We start from the raw sequence: 18,734 nt of genomic DNA, 5'->3' as shown, positions 1-18,734 counted from the left end.
AAAACTTAATTTATTATCTGCTTTTCTTTTATTCATATATAAGAATAAAAATAAAGAAATAAAAAGGAATAGTAATGTATTTAAGATATATATTAATTTATTGAGTATGGCATTATAAATTATAGTTCATATTAAAAGTTAAAAAGCATAATAATAATTAGTATCATATCCAACTATCTAATCAAAAAAACAAAAAAATATTAGGAGGTGGGTGAAGATAATATATTTATATTTTTCTTTATCTCTAGGAATACTAATTTTACTATTTCTAATATATCCAAAAGTAAAAAGTATTCTATATGCAATAAGTATAATACTTTCCTTTAACTACATCGTTTGGAGATTCTCAGCAGTACCAACATATGGTATAAGCAAATATATAGGAATAGGATTACTTATTGCTGAAATACTTGGGTTTATACAATTTATGTTATTTGTATATATAAGCTCAAGAAATCCAAAGGAAGAATTTGAACTATTAAGAAAATCCCAAGATGAAAATCTACCTACTGTAGATATAGTTATACCAACATACAATGAACCTACATATATAATAAAAACAACTATAGCTGCAGCACTGGATATAAAATATGATAAAGATAAGAAAAATATATACGTATGTGATGATGGTAAAAGATACGAAGTGAAAAAATTATGTGAAGAGCTAAATGTACATTATTCAGTAAGAAAAGATAACACTTATTCAAAATCAGGAAACATAAACAATATGTTATTACATTCAAATGGAGATTTAATAGCTGTATTTGATGCAGATATGATTCCAAAGAGTAACTTTTTAGAAAAAACTGTGACATATTTTAATGATGAAAATGTTGGATTTGTACAAACACCACAAAGTTTTTATAATGCAGATATATTCCAAAAAGCTTTTAAGCGTAAAATTCCAGCAGAACAAGATTTCTTTATGAGGGATGTTCAAGAAAATCGTTCATATATAAACTCAGAAATACATGTTGGAACAAATGCTGTATTTAGAAGAACAGCTCTTGATGCTATTGGAGGATATCCTACTTTTTCTATAACTGAAGACATAGCACTAGGATTTTTGATTCAGTCAAAAGGATATAAAAGTGTATTTTTAAATGAACCGTTAGCATTAGGATTAAATCCAACTAATTTAAAAGACTTTTTAGTTCAAAGAGATAGATGGTGTAGAGGTAATCTTCAATTATTAAAAAGTAAAAATCCATTTAAAATAAAAGGATTAAAACTAAATCAAAAAATAGCTTATATAGATGGATTACTATCTTGGTATTCAAGTATATTAAAAATGATATTTATAATAGCTCCAATATTTTATTTATTAACAGGTATATTCTTTATAGACGCACCTATTAAAGATCTATTAGTAATGTTCGTACCATATTTTGCAGTTCAATATTCAATATTCAGTGTAAACTCACCAAATACAAGAACTATGTACTGGGCACATATATATGAAACAATAATGGCTCCATACAACGCAAAAAGTTGTTTTGCACATATATTTAAAAAATCAAATACAAAGTTTAAAGTTACAAATAAGGATGTAAAATCATCAGCTGGAAATATATATATAAAAGAAGCTTACCCTCATATAATTTTAATAATATTAACAATATTATCTTGGCTAATGGGATGTTATAGAGTTAGTACAGGTGAACTTAACTTAGGCATATTTGGTATAAACATACTATGGACAATATATAATGTAATACCAATGTTTGTACTAATACGTATATCATTAATAAAAGATTATAATGAAGAACCATATACGATAGTATGTGAATATATAAGACTACAGTTAGTTGAAGAAGATAAACTAGAAACAGAATTTAGTTTTAAGCTAATAGGTATTTCTGAAGATTACTTAACTTTAGAACAAGATAATGATAGAGTACTTCTAAAAGGAGAAAAATTAAAACTATCATTAAATGGAAATGTAATTTCAGGAGTAATAGAGAAATCAACTAATGGAGAAGCAATATTACAAATTGATAAAATATCAAAAGATGCATATCTAAATTTAATAAATATATACTCAGATTCACTAAGACCTTTCTATGATTTAGATAGAATAGTCAATAAAACAGACTATATACAACAATTAATGAAAGGAGAGATTGAATATTGAGTATAGGTAAAGTATCAGGAAAAAGAAAAGTAGCAACATCAGTAACAATAGCTGCTGTATGTGGATTAAGTATTTTATTTATGGATAACTATGATACTATAGAAGGTTTTACTAATAATGTAGTAAACAGTACTAGTCTGGTAAAATCAGATAGTCACACCAATATAGATAAACTTAAAAACACTTCAGACACATCAAATACAATAAGTAAGGTAAAAGAGTGGAATATAGGAGAAAAAAGTAATGACTATAATTTAAGTTACAATGAAAATAATGAAGTTTTACTTAAGTTTAGTAATACTCAAAATAATACATATATAACGAAAGAAGTTCCTTTATCATATGTAGATGGAGAGTTAACTAATTCATTATCATTGAAATTTAAAAATATAAATAATAGCATATCTCAAATTAGCTTTTACCTACAAGGTGATGAAAAGATGTTAGTAGGTAGTGGTGACAATCAATATATGGAATATTTTGAAGAGAAAATAGGAGATTACAAATTAGAAAACTCAAATAAATCAGATGCAATAAATATGACAATAGATATAGAAGAATCATTAAAAGAATTAGAGGGTCATATGACAAATGGTGTAAGACTAGCAATGAGAGTTGAATCTGATAGTGATTATCAGGACTTATATGATAGACAAGGTGAGATGATTTTAGAATCAGTAGAAGCTTTAAGTATAAAATATGGAGAGAATACACTTACACCATGGGCATACACTAATGGATATAATATAAATAATAACGTAGTAACATATGAGAACTTAAATGACTTTGAAAACATAAGTAGTGAGGTTAAAAACTATAATCCTAGATGTAGATATTTTAATTTAGAGATTAAAAATATAGATAATAGCGTAGAAAATATAGTTATAAATGTATATGGTAAAAACAATGAAGTAGCAAATATAAATATTGATTTAACTAAAAAATCAAAAACTGACTTAAGTTTTCAATACGACATATTGGAATATAATAATAAACTAGGTAATATAGAAAAAGTAGAGCTATTAGTAGACTCAAATCCATATAATACAATTACTAATCGAAGTGGTCAATTAGAAATAGTTTCGGCATATTTCTCTTCATTTGAAAAATAAAAATATAAAATAGATAGCAAAATTACTTGCTATCCATTTTTTTGTTTGAAAAACAAAATATTACTGATATAATATTCATAGCAAGGGAGGGATTTGTCGAAATGAATAATAAAATAAAAACAGGAATCATAGAATTTATAGGATTAATAATAGGATGTCTATCAATGAGTATAGGTCTAAACATGTTCTTTAAACCATATACAATAGCACCGGGAGGACTAAGTGGTTTATCACTAGTACTAAGTAAACTAACAGGACTATCAGTATCAACAATAATGTTAGCAATGGGTATACCACTACTAATATTCTCAGTGAAAATACTAGGTAAAAAAGATGCTATAAAAACACTAATAGGTATGTTAATACTATCAGGATTACTAGATGTAACAGCACCACTATCTAACGTATCAGTAACAGAAGATGTACTTTTATCAGCAATATCAGGAGCAATATTCTTAGGAGTAGGTATAGGTATGGTATTTAGCGTAGATGGTTCAACAGGTGGAACAGACTTAATAGCACTTATGGTAAATAGAATAATACCAAGTATACCTTTATCAAAATGTTTAATAGTTATAGATGGAATGGTAGTTGTATCAGCAGGTATTGCAAATGGAAATTTAGAAACTGGGCTATATTCAGGTATAGCTTTATATATAATAGCTAAATTAGTAGATGCAATAATATCAGGATTTGATTATTCAAAAGCATTTATGATAATAAGTGATAATGAAGAAATTCTAAGAGATGCAATAGTAAATGATATAAACAGAGGGGTTACAATACTAGATGGTAGAGGTGGATACACTAACAATAATAAGAGTATACTACTAGCAGTTGTAAAAAAGAAACAAGAAGTTCATCTTAAGAAACTTATAAAAAGAGTAGACCCAAGAGCATTTATAATAGTAAGTGATGTACATGAAGTACTTGGAGAAGGATTTAAGGATATAAATGTATAATTAAATATAATCAGATATAATAAATTAATGAAATAAAACTAGTAGAATAGTTATTATAAGAAAAGCATAAAATTTATTATAATCTAAGGTAAAAAGGTATGGATAGAAATTGGATTCATACCTTTAATTTTTTATAGAAGGATGATAAAAGTATGATTAATTTTACAGAAAAATATGAGTCACTTGAACTTGTTTCGAAGGATAAATCAAAATTAACATATACAGCCATCAATATAGAAACAAAAGAGAAGGTAATTTTAAAGCTTTACGAAAAAAGTCAGTATAAGGAAAGTAAATTTGATGAGTTAAAAAAGATTGTTCAATTTTCAAATATAAATGAAAATGAAAACTTGCTTAAAATAAACAATGTAGACAGTGGTTGTTATATGGACACTATATATTACATTGTTGAAATGGAATACACTGAATATGAAACTTTAGAAAAAATATTAGAGAATAAAGATTTTACAGAAAATGAAGCTTTAGGGATTATAAAACAAGTAATAAACGGATTACATGATTTACATAGACTAAATATAGTTTATAAAAATCTAAGCACTGAAAAAATATATATAAATGAAGATAATACTATAAAACTAGACTCTACAGGATATATAGATAAATATCCTAAAACAATAAAATATATATCACCAGAGCAAGTAGCTAACAAATCAATAAATAAAACATCAGACATATACTCACTAGGTATAGTACTATTTGAAATAATAAATAAAAAGCTACCATTCGTATGGGAAAATGGTAAAAAAGAATTATATAAAAGTATGATGGAAGAATTTTATATAGACAAAGAAAAATGTAGTTTAAACGTAATATCTATATTAGAAAACTGTTTGTATATAGATCCCAAAGATAGATATGAAAACTTAGATGCTTTTTTATTAGATATAAGCTCACACCTAGATTACAATATAAGAACATTTAGAAATGATATAGAATTTGAAAAGCAAGCTAAAGAAAGAATGATAGAAGCTAAATTAAAAGCAATAGCAAACATGGAAAAAAGCAAAAGTATAGAAGTAGAGAATAATAAAGACGATAATAATATTGAAGAAAATAATAATATTAATGAGAATCACAAGAATATAGACTCTAATGAAACTATAAATGAAAATAATATAAAAGAATCTGGAAAAAATGAAGATGATAATGAAGAATTTAAAGAAGTTAAAAATTTAAAAACTGAAGGTACAGGAAAAGAAGAGGACAGATCTAAATATAAAGAATATATGAAAATTGTATCAGCATGCGCAGCAGTAGGTATAGTATCTGCAACTTTAAAATTTGCAGGAAGTGATATTATTGAAGGTTTAAAAAATAAAGATAATGTACCAAATACAACTATATCAAATCAAAATAAACCAACAGGTTATACAAATAAAACAAGAGATAAAGTAAATCAACAAAACACAAATGCAACACAAGAGAATAACACTAATACAAATACAGATAATAGTGAATATACTCATAAAAAATATAACCCAATAGAAATTGAAGATGTAGAAATTGATAATACTTTAAATACAGATAACGAGCAAAATAAAAATGAAGGTGACACAAACACATCACAACCTAGCCAAGACAATAATACAGAAAATAATATACAACAAAAACCAGAGCAAAAACCAGAAGTGACACCAACACCAGAACAAACACCTCAGCAACCAGAACAGACACCAACGCCAGAACAAACGCCTCAGCAACCAGAGCAGACACCAACACCAGAACAGACACCTCAGCAACCAGAGCAAAAACCAGAACAAACTCCAAATACACCTACAGATCAGTCACCAATACAAGAACCACAAACAACACCTGAAGTTACACCACAATAAAAAGCAACTAACTTCTTAATCTTTATTATATGATTAATAAGATTTAATCATATAATAAAGATTATCTTAATATAATTATCCTAAACAATATAAAAATATTAAGGGGGATATATTATGGCTACTAAGAAACAAAAAAGAGAAAAAAGAAAATTAAATAAAAAAATGCAAAAAGAAATAGTTGCTAGAAAAAAAGAAGCTAATAAAGAAAATAAAAACGAAAAATAACTTCCTTAAATATAAAAAATATAAAAGATATAAAAAGGCTATATTAAAGATAAACTTTAATATAGCCTTTTCAAATAAAAGAAATATTAATTAGAAGCATAAGATAAATACATTCCAATCAAATCACTTTCCTTTATATTAGTATCGCTATTTTTTAAAACATTACTAACAATGCTTAACTTCTTAGAAATATCACCAGATAAAAACTCATCCTTAAGACTTTCTAAATCATCCATAGTATAATCACTAAGATTTATGTACTTATCAGTCTTACTAGACAAAGTATCAAAATCATCACTATCTTCTAAAGGAACAATAGAAACTCTCTTATCATTTTTATTCCAATAAACTAAAGAACTAATATCATCACATCTAACTAATAAATCATAATTATCTTCATTGGAAACAATATCCGACATTACCTTGGAAATACTTGCACTTTCCTTCACCATTTTTACCTCTGGTATAGAAGTAGAATTATTAGTATCTGAATCCTTACTAGCATTAATAGTATCATTAGAAACTGTAGTAAGATCTTTTGTAAAATTGGAATAATTACGGTAATTAATGTACATAATACCACCTACTAAGGCAACTATAAAGAATATGCAAATGAAAAATAATCTTCTTATAAATTTAAACATATAACATTCCTTTCATAAATTAGTATAATTTAATAATTTGATTATAAACATTTTCGTAAAATAAAATACAAATATCTTTATAGAAGTGATAAAATTTATAATTATAAATAAAAAGGAGTATTAAATGAGGGCAATTACAAAAAATAAAGAAATAAACTTAAGTAAAATTACAATAAGAGTACTTGCTATAATATTTTGGATGGGATTTATATTTTATTTGTCAAATCAACCAGCAACAGTATCAGCTAGTCAATCAGGATCATTTCGAAAAATGATTATAGAAATGCCTATACTAGGAGTTATAACAAAACCAATACTAACATCATCAATAGGGGAATTTTTTATAAGAAAATCAGCTCATATGTTTTTATACTTTGTATTAGCAATACTAACATATAGCTTAGTATATAATGGAATATATCATAGAAACTCACAAAAAATATTAAACTCAATAATAATAAGTTTAATAGTCGTATTTTTATATGCATGCACGGATGAATTTCATCAACTATTTATTCCGGGAAGAAGTGGAGAATTTAGAGATATAATGGTAGATACATTAGGTGGAATAATAGGACTTATATTAATAGGAATAACTAATCTTTTTCTTGGGAAAAGTAAAGTAAAGAATTAATATTTTAATATAAGAATAGTGGTGATAGCATGAAAAGGAAATCATCAAGTATTATACTAGCAATATTTTTTATGCTTACATTTTTTAAAGTAACATATGCACAGCCTGCATATGAAGATGCAAATTCAAGTGCATCGTGTGGAATAAAAAACATTTTATTAATAGGAGTAGATGGAGAAAATTTAGAGCGATATAATCGTTCTGACACTATGATTATTATGAGCATAGATCAAGAAAATAATAATATAAAACTAACATCTTTAGGTAGAGATACATATGTAGATATAAAAGGGCATGGTAAGGAAAAACTAACTCATGCTTATGCATATGGAGGTCCAGACTTATTAATAGAAACTATAAATAATAACTTTGGACTTAGTATAGATAGATATGCTACAGTGAATTTTTCTTCATTTATGAAAATAATTGATTTAATAGGTGGTGTAGAAGTAGAAGTAACAGAAAATGATGTTGAAGCACTTAATCAATTTATAAAAATCTGTTATAACTTATACCCACAAGAAAAAGATATAGAACTTATAGATAGTGCAGGTACTTATAATTTAAATGGATATCAAGCACTTGCTTTTAGTAGAATAAGATATCAAGATAGTACAGATGCTAGAAATTCTAGACAAAGAATGGTAGTCAAAGGCGCTCTTGATAATTTGAAGAAATCTGGTATTAGTGGATATATAGGTTCTCTAAATATAATATTATCTGGTGTTAAGACCAATTTGACTCCTTCTGAGATTGTGATACTTGGTTATAAGGCGTTAAGAATTGGTACCGATAATATGAAGACTTTGGAGTTTCCTTATTATAAGGAAGAAGTTAGACTTAAGGAAGCTGGTTGGGTAGTGCTTTGGGACAAAGATAAAAACTTAGAACTACTCGATAGTTTCATGTATAATTAGTAAAGTTTGTAAAGCCGGGTGGCGGGCGCTAATATTAATTTATAGTCATGCAGCTGAAAAAATGCTGCAAATGACTATAAATTAATATTTAGCTTCTGCCACCCTTTTTTTACTGTTTATAATACTATACGAGTAAACTGGTAGGGGATGGATTTAATTTATAGATGTTAGTTTTGCGTTTACTATTGTTCGGGCTCCGTTGAATTCGTAGCTGCATGTGTATAGGGTTATTATTTTGTCCTCACTTGTTACACTTATGTTTGTTTTGAATAGTGATTTATCTATGATTTTGTTTAGATAATCTTCATATTCGTTATCATTGCTAAAATTCATTTCTAAAAATTCTTCTGATGAGTCTGCTATATATACTGAGAATACTTCGTATGTATAGGTTTTACCTTTGTATTCAATTTCTATTTTATTGTTTTCATTAAAGAATGACTTGTCTTTGAAGTTTGCTAGTTCTCCGAACATTGTTTTGTTTCTCATGTGGTGTCCGTAGATTATTATGCTTTTGTCATTTTCAAAGTCATTTCTGTAGTCCATGAATATACTTCCTGATGCTAGGTAGTCTTTGTTGAAGTCGTGAGTAAGGTAGTAGTCGTTATCTGCTCCTTGCACGACAGGGTAGTCTATGTTTGTGTTGTCTACTTTAAGCCAAAATCTATAATCAGGGTTTGAAGAAGATAACTCTTCGTCTTTGTTGCTTTTTTTTGATTTCTCTCTAATTTCTGTATATACTTTATCTGCTTTTTTATATTCTGAAAGCTTTGTATAAATTTTATATCCAGAAAAAATTAAGATAGAAATTAAAATAATATTCGTTAAATTTCTTAAAAATTTTCTCAAAATATCACCTCAAATATATTATATATTAAAGATATAAATAGTTAAAAGCAAAAAATATCAAAAATATGGTAAAAAACTGTCTTGTTTTGTCGAATCTATTTTAAACTTTACAGATAAATGTTATTATATGGAATGAAAAGTAGTTTTATGTGGATATGTGTCTGGTTAAATAGAATCAACAATAAAATACTTATTAAAGATATGTAAAAGCTTATAAATTATATGGTGTTTTGTTATAAGCTTTTTATTATGCTAAAAAGGAATGTGAACAATTCAACATAAAAAGCTTAAAAAATTCGGAAAATTTAAATGGAGGATAACTTATGGAAGAAACTATTGACTTAAGGGAGTATTTTGGAATTATCAAGAAAAGATCAAAACTTATAATAGCTATAACAGTAGTAGCAGTAATAATAAGTGCACTGGTTAGCTTTTTCTTATTGAAACCAGTATATGAAACAAACACTACATTAATAGTAAATAGAAGTGAGTCTAAGGAAACTCAAAGTATGACAGGTGATGAGTATAATGTTGCTCAAAAGTTGGCAGTTACATATGGAGAAATAATAAAATCTAGAACTGTACTTAATGAGGTAATAGAAGATTTAAACTTAGACATGACTTACTCTGATTTAGTATCAAATGTAACTGTAGGACAAGTTGGTGATACACAAATCATTAATGTAAAAGTACAAGATACCAATCCTATACAAGCTAGAAATATAGCAAATGCTATACCTAAAGTATTTACAACAGAAGTAAAAAGGATAACTAAGGCAAATGGAGCTGAGGTAATAGATAAAGCAATAACTCCAGAAGAACCAGTTTCACCTAACAAAAAGATGAATATAGCAATAGCAGGTGTGCTTGGAATTATGGTAGGACTATTCTTAGTATTCTTAATAGAATATATGGATACTAAAATGAAAAAGCCTGAAGATATAACAAAACACTTAGGTCTTCCAATATTAGGTGTAATACCTAAAGATGATATAGCTTAAAGGAGGTATAGATATGCAGTTACATATACATAGAAATCCAAAGTCTCATATATCAGAGGCATATAGATTATTAAGAACAAACATAGAGTTTTCTAATGTAGATAAGAATCTAAAAACTATATTAATTACTAGTTCAGGTCAAAATGAGGGTAAGAGTACGGCTATATCAAATATAGCTGCAAGTTTTGCAAGTCTTGAGAATAAAAAAGTTCTGTTAATAGATTGTGATTTAAGAAATCCAACTGTTCATAAGATGTTTGGAGTTAGCAATATAAATGGAATTACAGATGTGCTTACAGGACAAAAAGATGTAGAAAAGTGTATAGAGAATACTAAGGTTAGTAATTTAGATATTTTAAAGGTTGGTAAAATACCACCTAATCCTTCTGAAATGCTTCAATCTAAGAAAATGAAAAGTTTTATGGAAGCTATAAAACCTCATTATGATTACATATTTATAGATACACCACCTGTTGGAATTGTTACTGATGCCAGTATACTTGCTCAGTATGTAGATGGAACAATTCTTTTAGTTGCAGCGAATGAAGCAGATATAGAAGCTACTAAAATTGCTAAGGAAAGATTAGAAAGTGTTAATGCTAATATTCTTGGAGCAGTTTTAAATAAATTTGAAGCAGATGAGAAGAGCTACGGATATTATAACTACTACTATGGTAGTTCAAGTGAAAAAAGGAAGCCAAAGCGTGGCTTATTTGGTAGAAAGTAGATAAGAAAGTTTTTGGGAGGGGAAGTTTTTGGAGAGAGAACTGGGTACTTATAGTGAAATAATTGATAGTAGTAACCTTAAAGAGAGTAAGATTTATTTATTTTTAAAAAGAGCCATGGATATAGTAGGCTCTTTATGCGGACTTATAATATTATCACCAGTGTTTCTAATAGTTGCAATTTTAATAAAACTAGAAGATCCTAAGGGAAAAGTAGTTTTCTCACAAGAGAGAAACGGAATTAATGGAAAAACATTTAATATGTACAAATTTAGAAGTATGGTTCATAACGCAGAAGAGTTATTAGAACAACTTCAAGAACAAAATGAACAAAGCGGTCCTGTTTTTAAAATAAAAGACGATCCAAGAATAACTAAAGTAGGTAAGTTTATACGTAAAACAAGTATAGATGAACTTCCTCAACTTTTAAATATACTTAAAGGAGATATGAGTATAGTAGGTCCAAGACCTCCCATTCCTAGAGAAGTTGCTCAATATACAACTTATCAAAGGCAAAGACTTCTTGTTAAGCCAGGACTTACTTGTTACTGGCAAGTAGGAGGAAGAAATGAAATTGGATTTGATGAATGGATAGAACTTGATATTAAGTATATAGAAGAAAGAAATTTATGGATTGATATAAAATTAATCTTTAAAACTGTATTCGTTTTATTTGGAGATAAAACAGCAAGTTAGAAGAGGGGAATAAAAATGAGTTATATAGATGTATATAAAAACTGGACTAATAATGAATATTTTGACAAAAAAACAAGAGAAGAACTTATAAATATAAAAAATGATGAAAAAGAAATAAAAGATAGATTTTATAAAAACTTAGAATTTGGTACAGGTGGACTTAGAGGAGTAATAGGCGCAGGTACTAATAGAATTAACATATACACAATAAGAAGAGCAACGTTTGGACTTGCTAATTACATAATAAATAAATGCGGTGAAGAAGGTAAACAAAAAGGAGTAGTAATAGCTCATGATAGTAGATTCATGTCTAGAGAATTTTGTTTAGAAACTGCTAAAACATTAGCAGCTTGTGGAATAAAAGCTTATATTTACAACGACTTAAGAACTACACCAGAACTTTCATTTGCAGTAAGACATCTAGGATGTATAGCAGGAGTAGTTATAACAGCAAGTCATAACCCACCAGAATATAATGGATATAAAGTTTATTGGAGTGACGGTGGACAAGTTTGCCCTAAGGTTGCAGAAGAAATAATAACGGAAGTAAATAAAATAGAAAACTATGAAAGTATACCAACTACAGAAGAAACTAATAAACTAATAACTTTATTAGATGACAGTGTAGATACTGCTTTTATAGAAGCTGTAAAAAAACAAGTTATAAGACAAGATATAATTAACAAAGTTGGTAAAGAAATGAAGATAATCTTCACTCCTATACACGGAACAGGAAACTTACCAATAAGAAGAGCATTAAAAGAAGTTGGATTTGAAAATGTAGAAGTAGTAAAAGAACAAGAATTACCTGATTCTAACTTCTCTACAGTAGAGTATCCAAACCCAGAAGAAAAAGCAGTTTTCGATATAGCTATAGAAATGGCAAAAGAAAATGGAGCAGACTTAATAATAGGTACTGACCCAGACTGCGATAGAGTAGGTTTAGTTGTAAAAGATACAGAAGGAGAATACGTAGTTCTTAATGGAAACCAAGTAGGATCACTTTTAGTTGATTATGTATTAACTCAAAGAAAAGACGAGTTAAAAGACATGAAAAATCCAAGTATAGTAAAAACAATAGTAACATCAGAGCTAGGAGCAGTTATAGCAAAAAGCTTTGGAGTAGACTGTTTAAATACACTTACAGGATTTAAATTCATAGGTGAAAAAATAAATGAGTTTGAGATAAATCAAGATAGAACATTCATAATGGGATATGAAGAAAGCTATGGATACTTAATAGGTACTCATGCTAGAGATAAAGACGGAGTAGTATCATCATTACTAATATCTGAAATGGCTGCATTCTATTATGATAAAGGAATGACTCTATATGAGGGGTTACAAGAAGTCTATAAAAAGTATGGATACTACAAAGAAGAACTAGTATCTATGACATTAAAAGGTATAGATGGAATGGAAAAAATTCAGTCAATGATGGCTAATTTTAGAAATTCTAATATAGAAAAAATAGCTAATATAAAAGTTGAAAAATTAAATGACTACAAACTAGGAATTGATAACTTACCAAATTCAGATGTACTTAAATTTATATTAGAAAATGGAAGCTGGGTAGCAGTTAGGCCATCTGGAACAGAACCCAAGATTAAATTCTACTTTGGATGTAACGGGAGAAAAAAAGTAGAAGTAGATAACAAACTACAAGAAATGGTAAAAGAAATAACTACATTATAAATATACAAGTGAATATAGATGGGGTGATAGGGAATGTTATGTGCTTTAATAATGGCTGGAGGAAAAGGAACTAGATTCTGGCCTCTTTCTACAGAAGAAAAGCCAAAACAGTTTTTAAACTTAATAGGTGAAGAAACTATGATACAAATGACTGTAAATAGAATAAAACCTATTATACCAGTAGAAAGAATATTCATATCTACTGGAGAGATGTATGTAGATTTAGTAAAAGAACAATTACCAGAAATTCCAGAAAGAAATATAATAGTAGAACCACAAGGTAGAAATACAGCTCCTTGTATAGCATTATCTGCTTTTGTGATAAACAGATATTATAACGATGCTACTATGGTAGTTCTTCCATCAGATCATCTTATTGGTGATGAAAATGAGTTTAGAAAAGTTGTAACTAGTGCAGATGAGTTTGTTAATAAGAATTATGAATCGATTATAACTTTAGGAATGAAGCCAACTAGAGCTGAAACTGGATACGGATATATAAGATACAGTAACAATGAAACTAAGGTTAATGATCATAAAGTTATAAAAGTTGATGCTTTTGTTGAAAAGCCTAATAAAGAAAAAGCTGAGATGTACTTAAATGAAGGTAACTATTTATGGAATGGTGGTATGTTCTTATGGAGTATTAATAATGTACTAGATCAGATTAAGAAGTATTCACCAAATACTTACAATGCTCTTGAGGAAGTTGAGACTACTTCAGAAGAGAAGTTACAAGAGACGATAAATAAAAATTATAAAGATACTGAGGCTATATCAATTGACTATGCTGTACTTGAGAAGTCTAAGGATATTTATGTTATTCCAAGTAGTTTTGGTTGGGATGATGTAGGTAGTTGGGAAGCACTTGATAGATATAGGGATAAGGATGAAGCTGGAAATGTTTTAGTAGGAGATACTAAGACAGTTGAAGGTGAAAATAACTTGGTTATATCTTCTAGTCAGAGTGTAGTAGTTGAAGGTTTAAGTGATATATATGTTATTGAACATGATGGGAAAATATTGATAGGAAAAAAATCAAATGTAGCTAATATAAAGGAATTAAAAGAAATTATATAGATAGAGGGAGATATAAAATGCAAAAGAAAAAAGTAGCACTAATAACAGGTATAACAGGACAAGATGGTTCTTACTTAGCGGAGTTACTATTAGAAAAAGGATATGAGGTACATGGGATAATAAGAAGAGCTAGTACTTTTAATACAAAAAGAATAGATCATTTATATCAAGATCCACATGAAGGAGATGTAAGTTTATTTTTACATTACGGAGATATAACAGATTCAAGTAACTTAAATAGATTAATAGAAAAAATACAACCAGATGAAATATATAACTTAGCAGCTCAATCTCACGTTGGAGTATCTTTTAACTCACCAGAGTACACAGCTGAAGCAACAGGAGTAAGCACACTTAGAATATTAGATGCAATAAAAGAAACTGGTGTTAAGACTAAATTCTACCAAGCATCTACAAGTGAATTATTCGGAGGACTTCCAGATACTGCACCACAAAGCGAAAAAACTCCATTCTATCCAAAATCACCATACGGAGTTGCAAAATTATACTCTTATTGGATAACTGTAAACTACAGAGAATCATACGATATATTTGCTTGTAACGGAATATTATTCAACCATGAATCTCCAAGAAGAGGAGAAACTTTCGTTACTAGAAAGATAACTAGAGCTGCTGCTGCTATACATTTAGGAAAGCAAGAAAAGTTATACTTAGGAAATATGGATGCCAAAAGAGATTGGGGTCATGCTAAAGATTATGTAGAAGGAATGTGGAGAATATTACAACAAGATAAACCTCAAGATTATGTATTATCAATGAATGAAACTCATACAGTTAGAGAGTTCGTTGAGCTTGCTTTTGCTGAGTTAGGATATGAAATAGAGTGGCAAGGAACTGGAGTAGATGAAAAAGGTATAGATAAGAAGAGCGGAAGGGTTTTAGTTGAGGTTGATCCAAGATACTTCAGACCTGCTGAGGTTGAATTATTATGGGGAGATAGTACTAAGGCTAGAACTGAGTTAGGTTGGGAGCCTAAGTATTCATTTATGGATTTAGTTAAGGAAATGGTTCAATCAGACTTAGAAGAACTTAAAAATGGTGGAGGATACAAATCTAAGTTTGAAAACTAAATCCATTCGTAAGCGGAGCTTGTGGTGAGATATAAATTTACTTCCATGCATACAAAAGGTGTATGCCAATGTCAGTTAAATTTATATTCTCACCGCTGCGCTCTGGTACTTGCGGATAATTAGTTTTTAAAGCTTAGATTAATAGAATGGAGAGAGATGATGAAATTAGATTCTAAGATATATGTTGCTGGACATAGAGGTTTGGTTGGTTCGGCTATTGTTAGAAATTTACAGGATAGAGGATTTACTAATATTATTTGTAGGACGCATAAGGAATTGGATTTAGCTAATCAGGCTGATGTTAGAGCGTTTTTTGAGGAAGAGAAGCCTGAGTATGTGTTTTTAGCTGCGGCTAAGGTTGGTGGAATTCATGCGAATAATACTTATCCTGCTGATTTTATATATGATAATTTGATGATTCAAAATAATGTTATTAAGGCTGCTCATGATTTTAAGGTTAAGAAGTTATTATTTTTAGGTAGTACTTGTATTTATCCTAAGATGGCTCCTCAACCGATAAAGGAAGAGTATCTTTTAACTGGAAGTTTAGAAGAAACTAATGAAGCTTATGCTGTTGCTAAGATTGCAGGTCTTGAGATGTGTAAGTTCTTTAAGAGACAATATGGAGATAACTTTATAAGTTGTATGCCTACTAATTTATATGGTCCTAATGATAATTTTGATTTAAATAATTCTCATGTATTACCAGCACTTATTAGAAAGTTCCATGAAGCTAAGATTAATAATAGTGATGTTGTTGAAGTTTGGGGAACTGGTACTCCACTTAGAGAGTTTTTATATGTTGATGATATGGCTGATGCTTGTGTATTCTTAATGGAAAATTATGATGGTGAAGGTCATGTAAATATAGGAACTGGTGAAGAGGTTTCTATAAAGCAGCTTGCTGAGACTGTTAAGGAAGTTATTGGATTTGATGGTGAGTTAGTGTTTAATACTGACATGCCTGATGGTACTCCTAGAAAGTTAACTACTGTAGATAAGTTACATGGACTTGGATGGAAGCATAAGGTTAGTTTAAATGAAGGAATTAAGTTAGCTTACAATTGGTTCTTAGAGAACTATAAATAAAATATTAAGTAATAAAATCTGATAATTAAGGATGCTAAAAATTAGTATCCTTATTAATAAGAAAGAGGATACATATGAAGAAACAAAATGTATTAATGGCACATAACTATTATCAAGTTCCTGGTGGAGAAGATACAGTTTTTCATAATGAGGTTAAAATGTTAGAGAAAAATGGTCACAAAGTGACTAAATATACTAGACATAACGATGAAATAAAAGGTGGAATACTTAGTAAGTTAAAATTAGGTATAGAAACTATATTTTCTTTAAAAACATATAAGGAAGTTAAAAAGTTAATAGATGAAAATGATATAGATGTAGTACATGTTCATAATACATTACCATTAATAAGTCCATCTATATACTATGCAGCTAGATCAAAGAAGGTTTCTGTAGTTCAGACTATACATAACTTTAGGTTATTATGTCCAGGAGCTACATTTACTAGGAATGGCGAAATATGTGAAGATTGCTTAGCTAGAGGATTAGAACAATCATTAAAAAATAGATGTTATAGAAATTCATTATCTCAAACATTTATAATGTATACTATGTTAAAATTCCATAGGCTAATTGGTACTCATAAAAAAGTTAACTATATAACCTTAACTAATTTTAATAAAAATAAAATATTAAATTTAGTTAATGATGAAAGGAAAGTTTATATTAAACCAAACTTTATAGAGAAAAGAGATAAAGTAGAAAGAGAGCTAAAGGATTATTTTGTTTATATAGGTAGACTAGAGGATATAAAAGGAATTAATTTTTTAATAGAAGCATGGAAAGAAGTTAATAAAAAGGTTAATTTATATATAATTGGTGATGGACCAGAAAAAGATAGAATCAAAATCTTTATAGAAGAAAACAAGTTAAATAATATAAAGATTTTAGGATTTATGGAACGGGAAAAAGCATTTGATATTATAAGAAAATCTATAGCAGTTATAGTTCCATCACAGTGTTATGAAGGTTTTCCAATGACAATAGCTGAGAGCTTTGCTTTAGGTGTTCCTATAATAGGAAATAATTTAGGTAATGTGAGTTCATTAATTAAAAATGAATATAACGGTTTATTATTTGAAAAAAATAGTATGTTAAGTTTAAAGAGTAAAGTTGAAAAATTATTCTATAATAAAGAATTGAATATAGAATTAGGAAATAATGCTTATAGTACATTTTATAAATATTATACTGATGATAAAAACTATGAAGCTTTAATAAATATATACAAAAGTTTGGTAGGTGATAATAATGCAAAGTAAATCTAAGCCAAAATTAAAGGTTTGTAACATATTAGGTGTGAATATAAATGTAACTAATATGAAGGATACTATTAAAGTTATAACGCATAATTTAGAAGATATAAAAGGTAATTATATATGTGTATCTAATGTTCACACAACAGTAATGTCGTATGAGGATGAACGTTATAGAAATATTCAAAATAGTGGTTTTATGGCTTTGCCAGATGGTAAACCTTTATCTATAGTTAGCCAAAAAAGAGGATTTAAGGAAGCTGAAAGAGTGACAGGTCCAGATTTAATGGAGGAGATATTTAAAATATCTGAAGAAAATGGATATAGTCATTATTTTTATGGTAGTACTCAAAAAACTTTGGATACATTGCAAGCAAAATTAAATGAGAAATATCCTAATATGAAAATATCGGGTATGTATTCACCCCCATTTAGAAAATTAACGGAAGAAGAAGATAAGAAAGTAATAGAAAGTATAAATAAAGTTAAACCAGATTTTATATGGGTAGGGTTGGGGGCTCCTAAACAGGAAATTTGGATGTGTAAACATAAAAATAAAGTAAATGGATTAATGTTAGGTGTTGGTGCCGGGTTTGACTATCATGCAGGTAATATATCAAGAGCTCCTAAGTGGATGCAGAATATGAGTTTAGAATGGCTATATAGATTGATGCAAGATCCAAAAAGACTATTAAAACGATATATAAATACGAATTTAAAATTTATATATATATTAACTATTAAGAGAGTGTAATAATATGGAGTTAATAT

Annotated in this window: 17 protein-coding genes; 15 read left to right on the top strand and 2 right to left on the bottom strand. The window is 28.3% G+C overall.

Annotation, left to right across the window (positions count from 1 at the left end; translation table 11 throughout):
* Nucleotides 1-211: 211 nt before the first annotated feature.
* From EIH23_RS05085 to EIH23_RS05070, 4 genes are all read left to right on the top strand, one after another.
* Entirely contained in the window at nucleotides 212-2,134 is a 1,923-nt protein-coding gene (locus EIH23_RS05085) for a glycosyltransferase family 2 protein (RefSeq protein WP_122639149.1), read from the top strand.
* Nucleotides 2,131-3,246 (top strand): hypothetical protein, encoded by a 1,116-nt coding sequence (locus EIH23_RS05080; protein WP_122639148.1) that lies wholly within the window; start codon nucleotides 2,131-2,133, stop codon nucleotides 3,244-3,246. Before EIH23_RS05085 ends, EIH23_RS05080 begins: the two co-directional genes overlap by 4 nt.
* A gap of 101 nt (nucleotides 3,247-3,347) precedes the next feature.
* The gene (locus EIH23_RS05075) at nucleotides 3,348-4,208 is read left to right on the top strand and encodes a YitT family protein (RefSeq protein WP_122639147.1); all 861 of its coding nucleotides are present in this window, start codon (nucleotides 3,348-3,350) and stop codon (nucleotides 4,206-4,208) included.
* A 152-nt stretch (nucleotides 4,209-4,360) separates the two neighbouring features.
* Nucleotides 4,361-6,061, top strand: a complete 1,701-nt coding sequence (locus EIH23_RS05070; RefSeq protein WP_122639146.1) for a protein kinase domain-containing protein — start codon at nucleotides 4,361-4,363, stop codon at nucleotides 6,059-6,061.
* A gap of 311 nt (nucleotides 6,062-6,372) precedes the next feature.
* Here EIH23_RS05070 and EIH23_RS05065 read toward each other — a convergent pair whose 3' ends face one another.
* Complete coding sequence (locus tag EIH23_RS05065; RefSeq protein ID WP_122639145.1) at nucleotides 6,373-6,861, bottom strand: hypothetical protein; 489 nt, start codon at nucleotides 6,859-6,861, stop codon at nucleotides 6,373-6,375.
* A 193-nt stretch (nucleotides 6,862-7,054) separates the two neighbouring features.
* Between EIH23_RS05065 and EIH23_RS05060 the strand changes: the two genes are divergently transcribed.
* Both EIH23_RS05060 and EIH23_RS05055 read left to right on the top strand, forming a co-directional pair.
* Nucleotides 7,055-7,564 (top strand): VanZ family protein, encoded by a 510-nt coding sequence (locus tag EIH23_RS05060; protein WP_122639144.1) that lies wholly within the window; start codon nucleotides 7,055-7,057, stop codon nucleotides 7,562-7,564.
* A gap of 29 nt (nucleotides 7,565-7,593) precedes the next feature.
* Nucleotides 7,594-8,481 (top strand): LCP family protein, encoded by an 888-nt coding sequence (locus EIH23_RS05055; protein WP_122639143.1) that lies wholly within the window; start codon nucleotides 7,594-7,596, stop codon nucleotides 8,479-8,481.
* Between the two features lie 153 nt (nucleotides 8,482-8,634).
* Here the strand turns inward: EIH23_RS05055 and srtB are convergent, their stop codons facing one another.
* Nucleotides 8,635-9,330, bottom strand: coding sequence for a class B sortase (gene srtB, locus EIH23_RS05050; protein WP_122639142.1), 696 nt, complete (start codon nucleotides 9,328-9,330; stop codon nucleotides 8,635-8,637).
* 323 nt (nucleotides 9,331-9,653) lie between these two features.
* On the opposite strand from srtB, the gene EIH23_RS05045 reads away from it, so the two are divergent.
* The 9 genes from EIH23_RS05045 (at nucleotide 9,654) to EIH23_RS05005 (ending at nucleotide 18,717) form a co-directional block, all read left to right on the top strand.
* A complete protein-coding gene (locus EIH23_RS05045) occupies nucleotides 9,654-10,331 on the top strand; it encodes a YveK family protein (protein WP_122639141.1) in 678 nt (225 codons plus the stop codon).
* Between the two features lie 13 nt (nucleotides 10,332-10,344).
* A complete protein-coding gene (locus EIH23_RS05040; protein WP_122639140.1) occupies nucleotides 10,345-11,058 on the top strand; it encodes a CpsD/CapB family tyrosine-protein kinase in 714 nt (237 codons plus the stop codon).
* 28 nt (nucleotides 11,059-11,086) lie between these two features.
* Nucleotides 11,087-11,752 carry a sugar transferase gene (locus tag EIH23_RS05035; protein WP_206425642.1) on the top strand — a complete coding sequence of 222 codons (666 nt, stop codon included), beginning with the start codon at nucleotides 11,087-11,089 and terminating at the stop codon, nucleotides 11,750-11,752.
* Between the two features lie 15 nt (nucleotides 11,753-11,767).
* A complete protein-coding gene (locus tag EIH23_RS05030; protein ID WP_122639139.1) occupies nucleotides 11,768-13,447 on the top strand; it encodes a phospho-sugar mutase in 1,680 nt (559 codons plus the stop codon).
* Between the two features lie 33 nt (nucleotides 13,448-13,480).
* Nucleotides 13,481-14,527: a mannose-1-phosphate guanylyltransferase gene (locus EIH23_RS05025; RefSeq protein ID WP_122639138.1), complete on the top strand. Its 1,047-nt coding sequence runs from the start codon at nucleotides 13,481-13,483 to the stop codon at nucleotides 14,525-14,527.
* Nucleotides 14,528-14,544: 17 nt separating this feature from the next.
* The gene (gmd, locus tag EIH23_RS05020) at nucleotides 14,545-15,618 is read left to right on the top strand and encodes a GDP-mannose 4,6-dehydratase (RefSeq protein WP_122639137.1); all 1,074 of its coding nucleotides are present in this window, start codon (nucleotides 14,545-14,547) and stop codon (nucleotides 15,616-15,618) included.
* A gap of 159 nt (nucleotides 15,619-15,777) precedes the next feature.
* A complete protein-coding gene (fcl, locus tag EIH23_RS05015; RefSeq protein ID WP_122639136.1) occupies nucleotides 15,778-16,707 on the top strand; it encodes a GDP-L-fucose synthase in 930 nt (309 codons plus the stop codon).
* 74 nt (nucleotides 16,708-16,781) lie between these two features.
* A complete protein-coding gene (locus tag EIH23_RS05010; RefSeq protein WP_122639135.1) occupies nucleotides 16,782-17,969 on the top strand; it encodes a glycosyltransferase family 4 protein in 1,188 nt (395 codons plus the stop codon).
* Nucleotides 17,959-18,717: a WecB/TagA/CpsF family glycosyltransferase gene (locus EIH23_RS05005; protein ID WP_122639134.1), complete on the top strand. Its 759-nt coding sequence runs from the start codon at nucleotides 17,959-17,961 to the stop codon at nucleotides 18,715-18,717. The genes EIH23_RS05010 and EIH23_RS05005 overlap by 11 nt, the downstream gene beginning before the upstream one ends.
* Nucleotides 18,718-18,734 lie beyond the last annotated feature (17 nt).

The sequence above is a fragment of the Romboutsia sp. Marseille-P6047 genome (assembly GCF_900604535.1).
Classification (GTDB): Bacteria; Bacillota; Clostridia; order Peptostreptococcales; family Peptostreptococcaceae; genus Romboutsia_E.
The sequence above is the reverse complement of the archived record's forward strand: the minus strand, read 5'-3'. Positions and strand labels throughout refer to the sequence as shown.

Excerpts from the sequence above, each read along its gene's own strand:
- EIH23_RS05060 (WP_122639144.1), top strand. The coding sequence starts at position 7,055 with ATGAGGGCAATTACAAAAAATAAAGAAATAAACTTAAGTAAAATTACA.
- EIH23_RS05055 (WP_122639143.1), top strand. The coding sequence starts at position 7,594 with ATGAAAAGGAAATCATCAAGTATTATACTAGCAATATTTTTTATGCTT.
- EIH23_RS05065 (WP_122639145.1), bottom strand. The coding sequence starts at position 6,861 with ATGTACATTAATTACCGTAATTATTCCAATTTTACAAAAGATCTTACT.
- EIH23_RS05045 (WP_122639141.1), top strand. The coding sequence starts at position 9,654 with ATGGAAGAAACTATTGACTTAAGGGAGTATTTTGGAATTATCAAGAAA.
- gmd (WP_122639137.1), top strand. The coding sequence starts at position 14,545 with ATGCAAAAGAAAAAAGTAGCACTAATAACAGGTATAACAGGACAAGAT.
- EIH23_RS05030 (WP_122639139.1), top strand. The coding sequence starts at position 11,768 with ATGAGTTATATAGATGTATATAAAAACTGGACTAATAATGAATATTTT.
- EIH23_RS05025 (WP_122639138.1), top strand. The coding sequence starts at position 13,481 with ATGTTATGTGCTTTAATAATGGCTGGAGGAAAAGGAACTAGATTCTGG.
- EIH23_RS05040 (WP_122639140.1), top strand. The coding sequence starts at position 10,345 with ATGCAGTTACATATACATAGAAATCCAAAGTCTCATATATCAGAGGCA.
- EIH23_RS05075 (WP_122639147.1), top strand. The coding sequence starts at position 3,348 with ATGAATAATAAAATAAAAACAGGAATCATAGAATTTATAGGATTAATA.
- EIH23_RS05070 (WP_122639146.1), top strand. The coding sequence starts at position 4,361 with ATGATTAATTTTACAGAAAAATATGAGTCACTTGAACTTGTTTCGAAG.
- fcl (WP_122639136.1), top strand. The coding sequence starts at position 15,778 with ATGAAATTAGATTCTAAGATATATGTTGCTGGACATAGAGGTTTGGTT.
- EIH23_RS05005 (WP_122639134.1), top strand. The coding sequence starts at position 17,959 with ATGCAAAGTAAATCTAAGCCAAAATTAAAGGTTTGTAACATATTAGGT.
- EIH23_RS05010 (WP_122639135.1), top strand. The coding sequence starts at position 16,782 with ATGAAGAAACAAAATGTATTAATGGCACATAACTATTATCAAGTTCCT.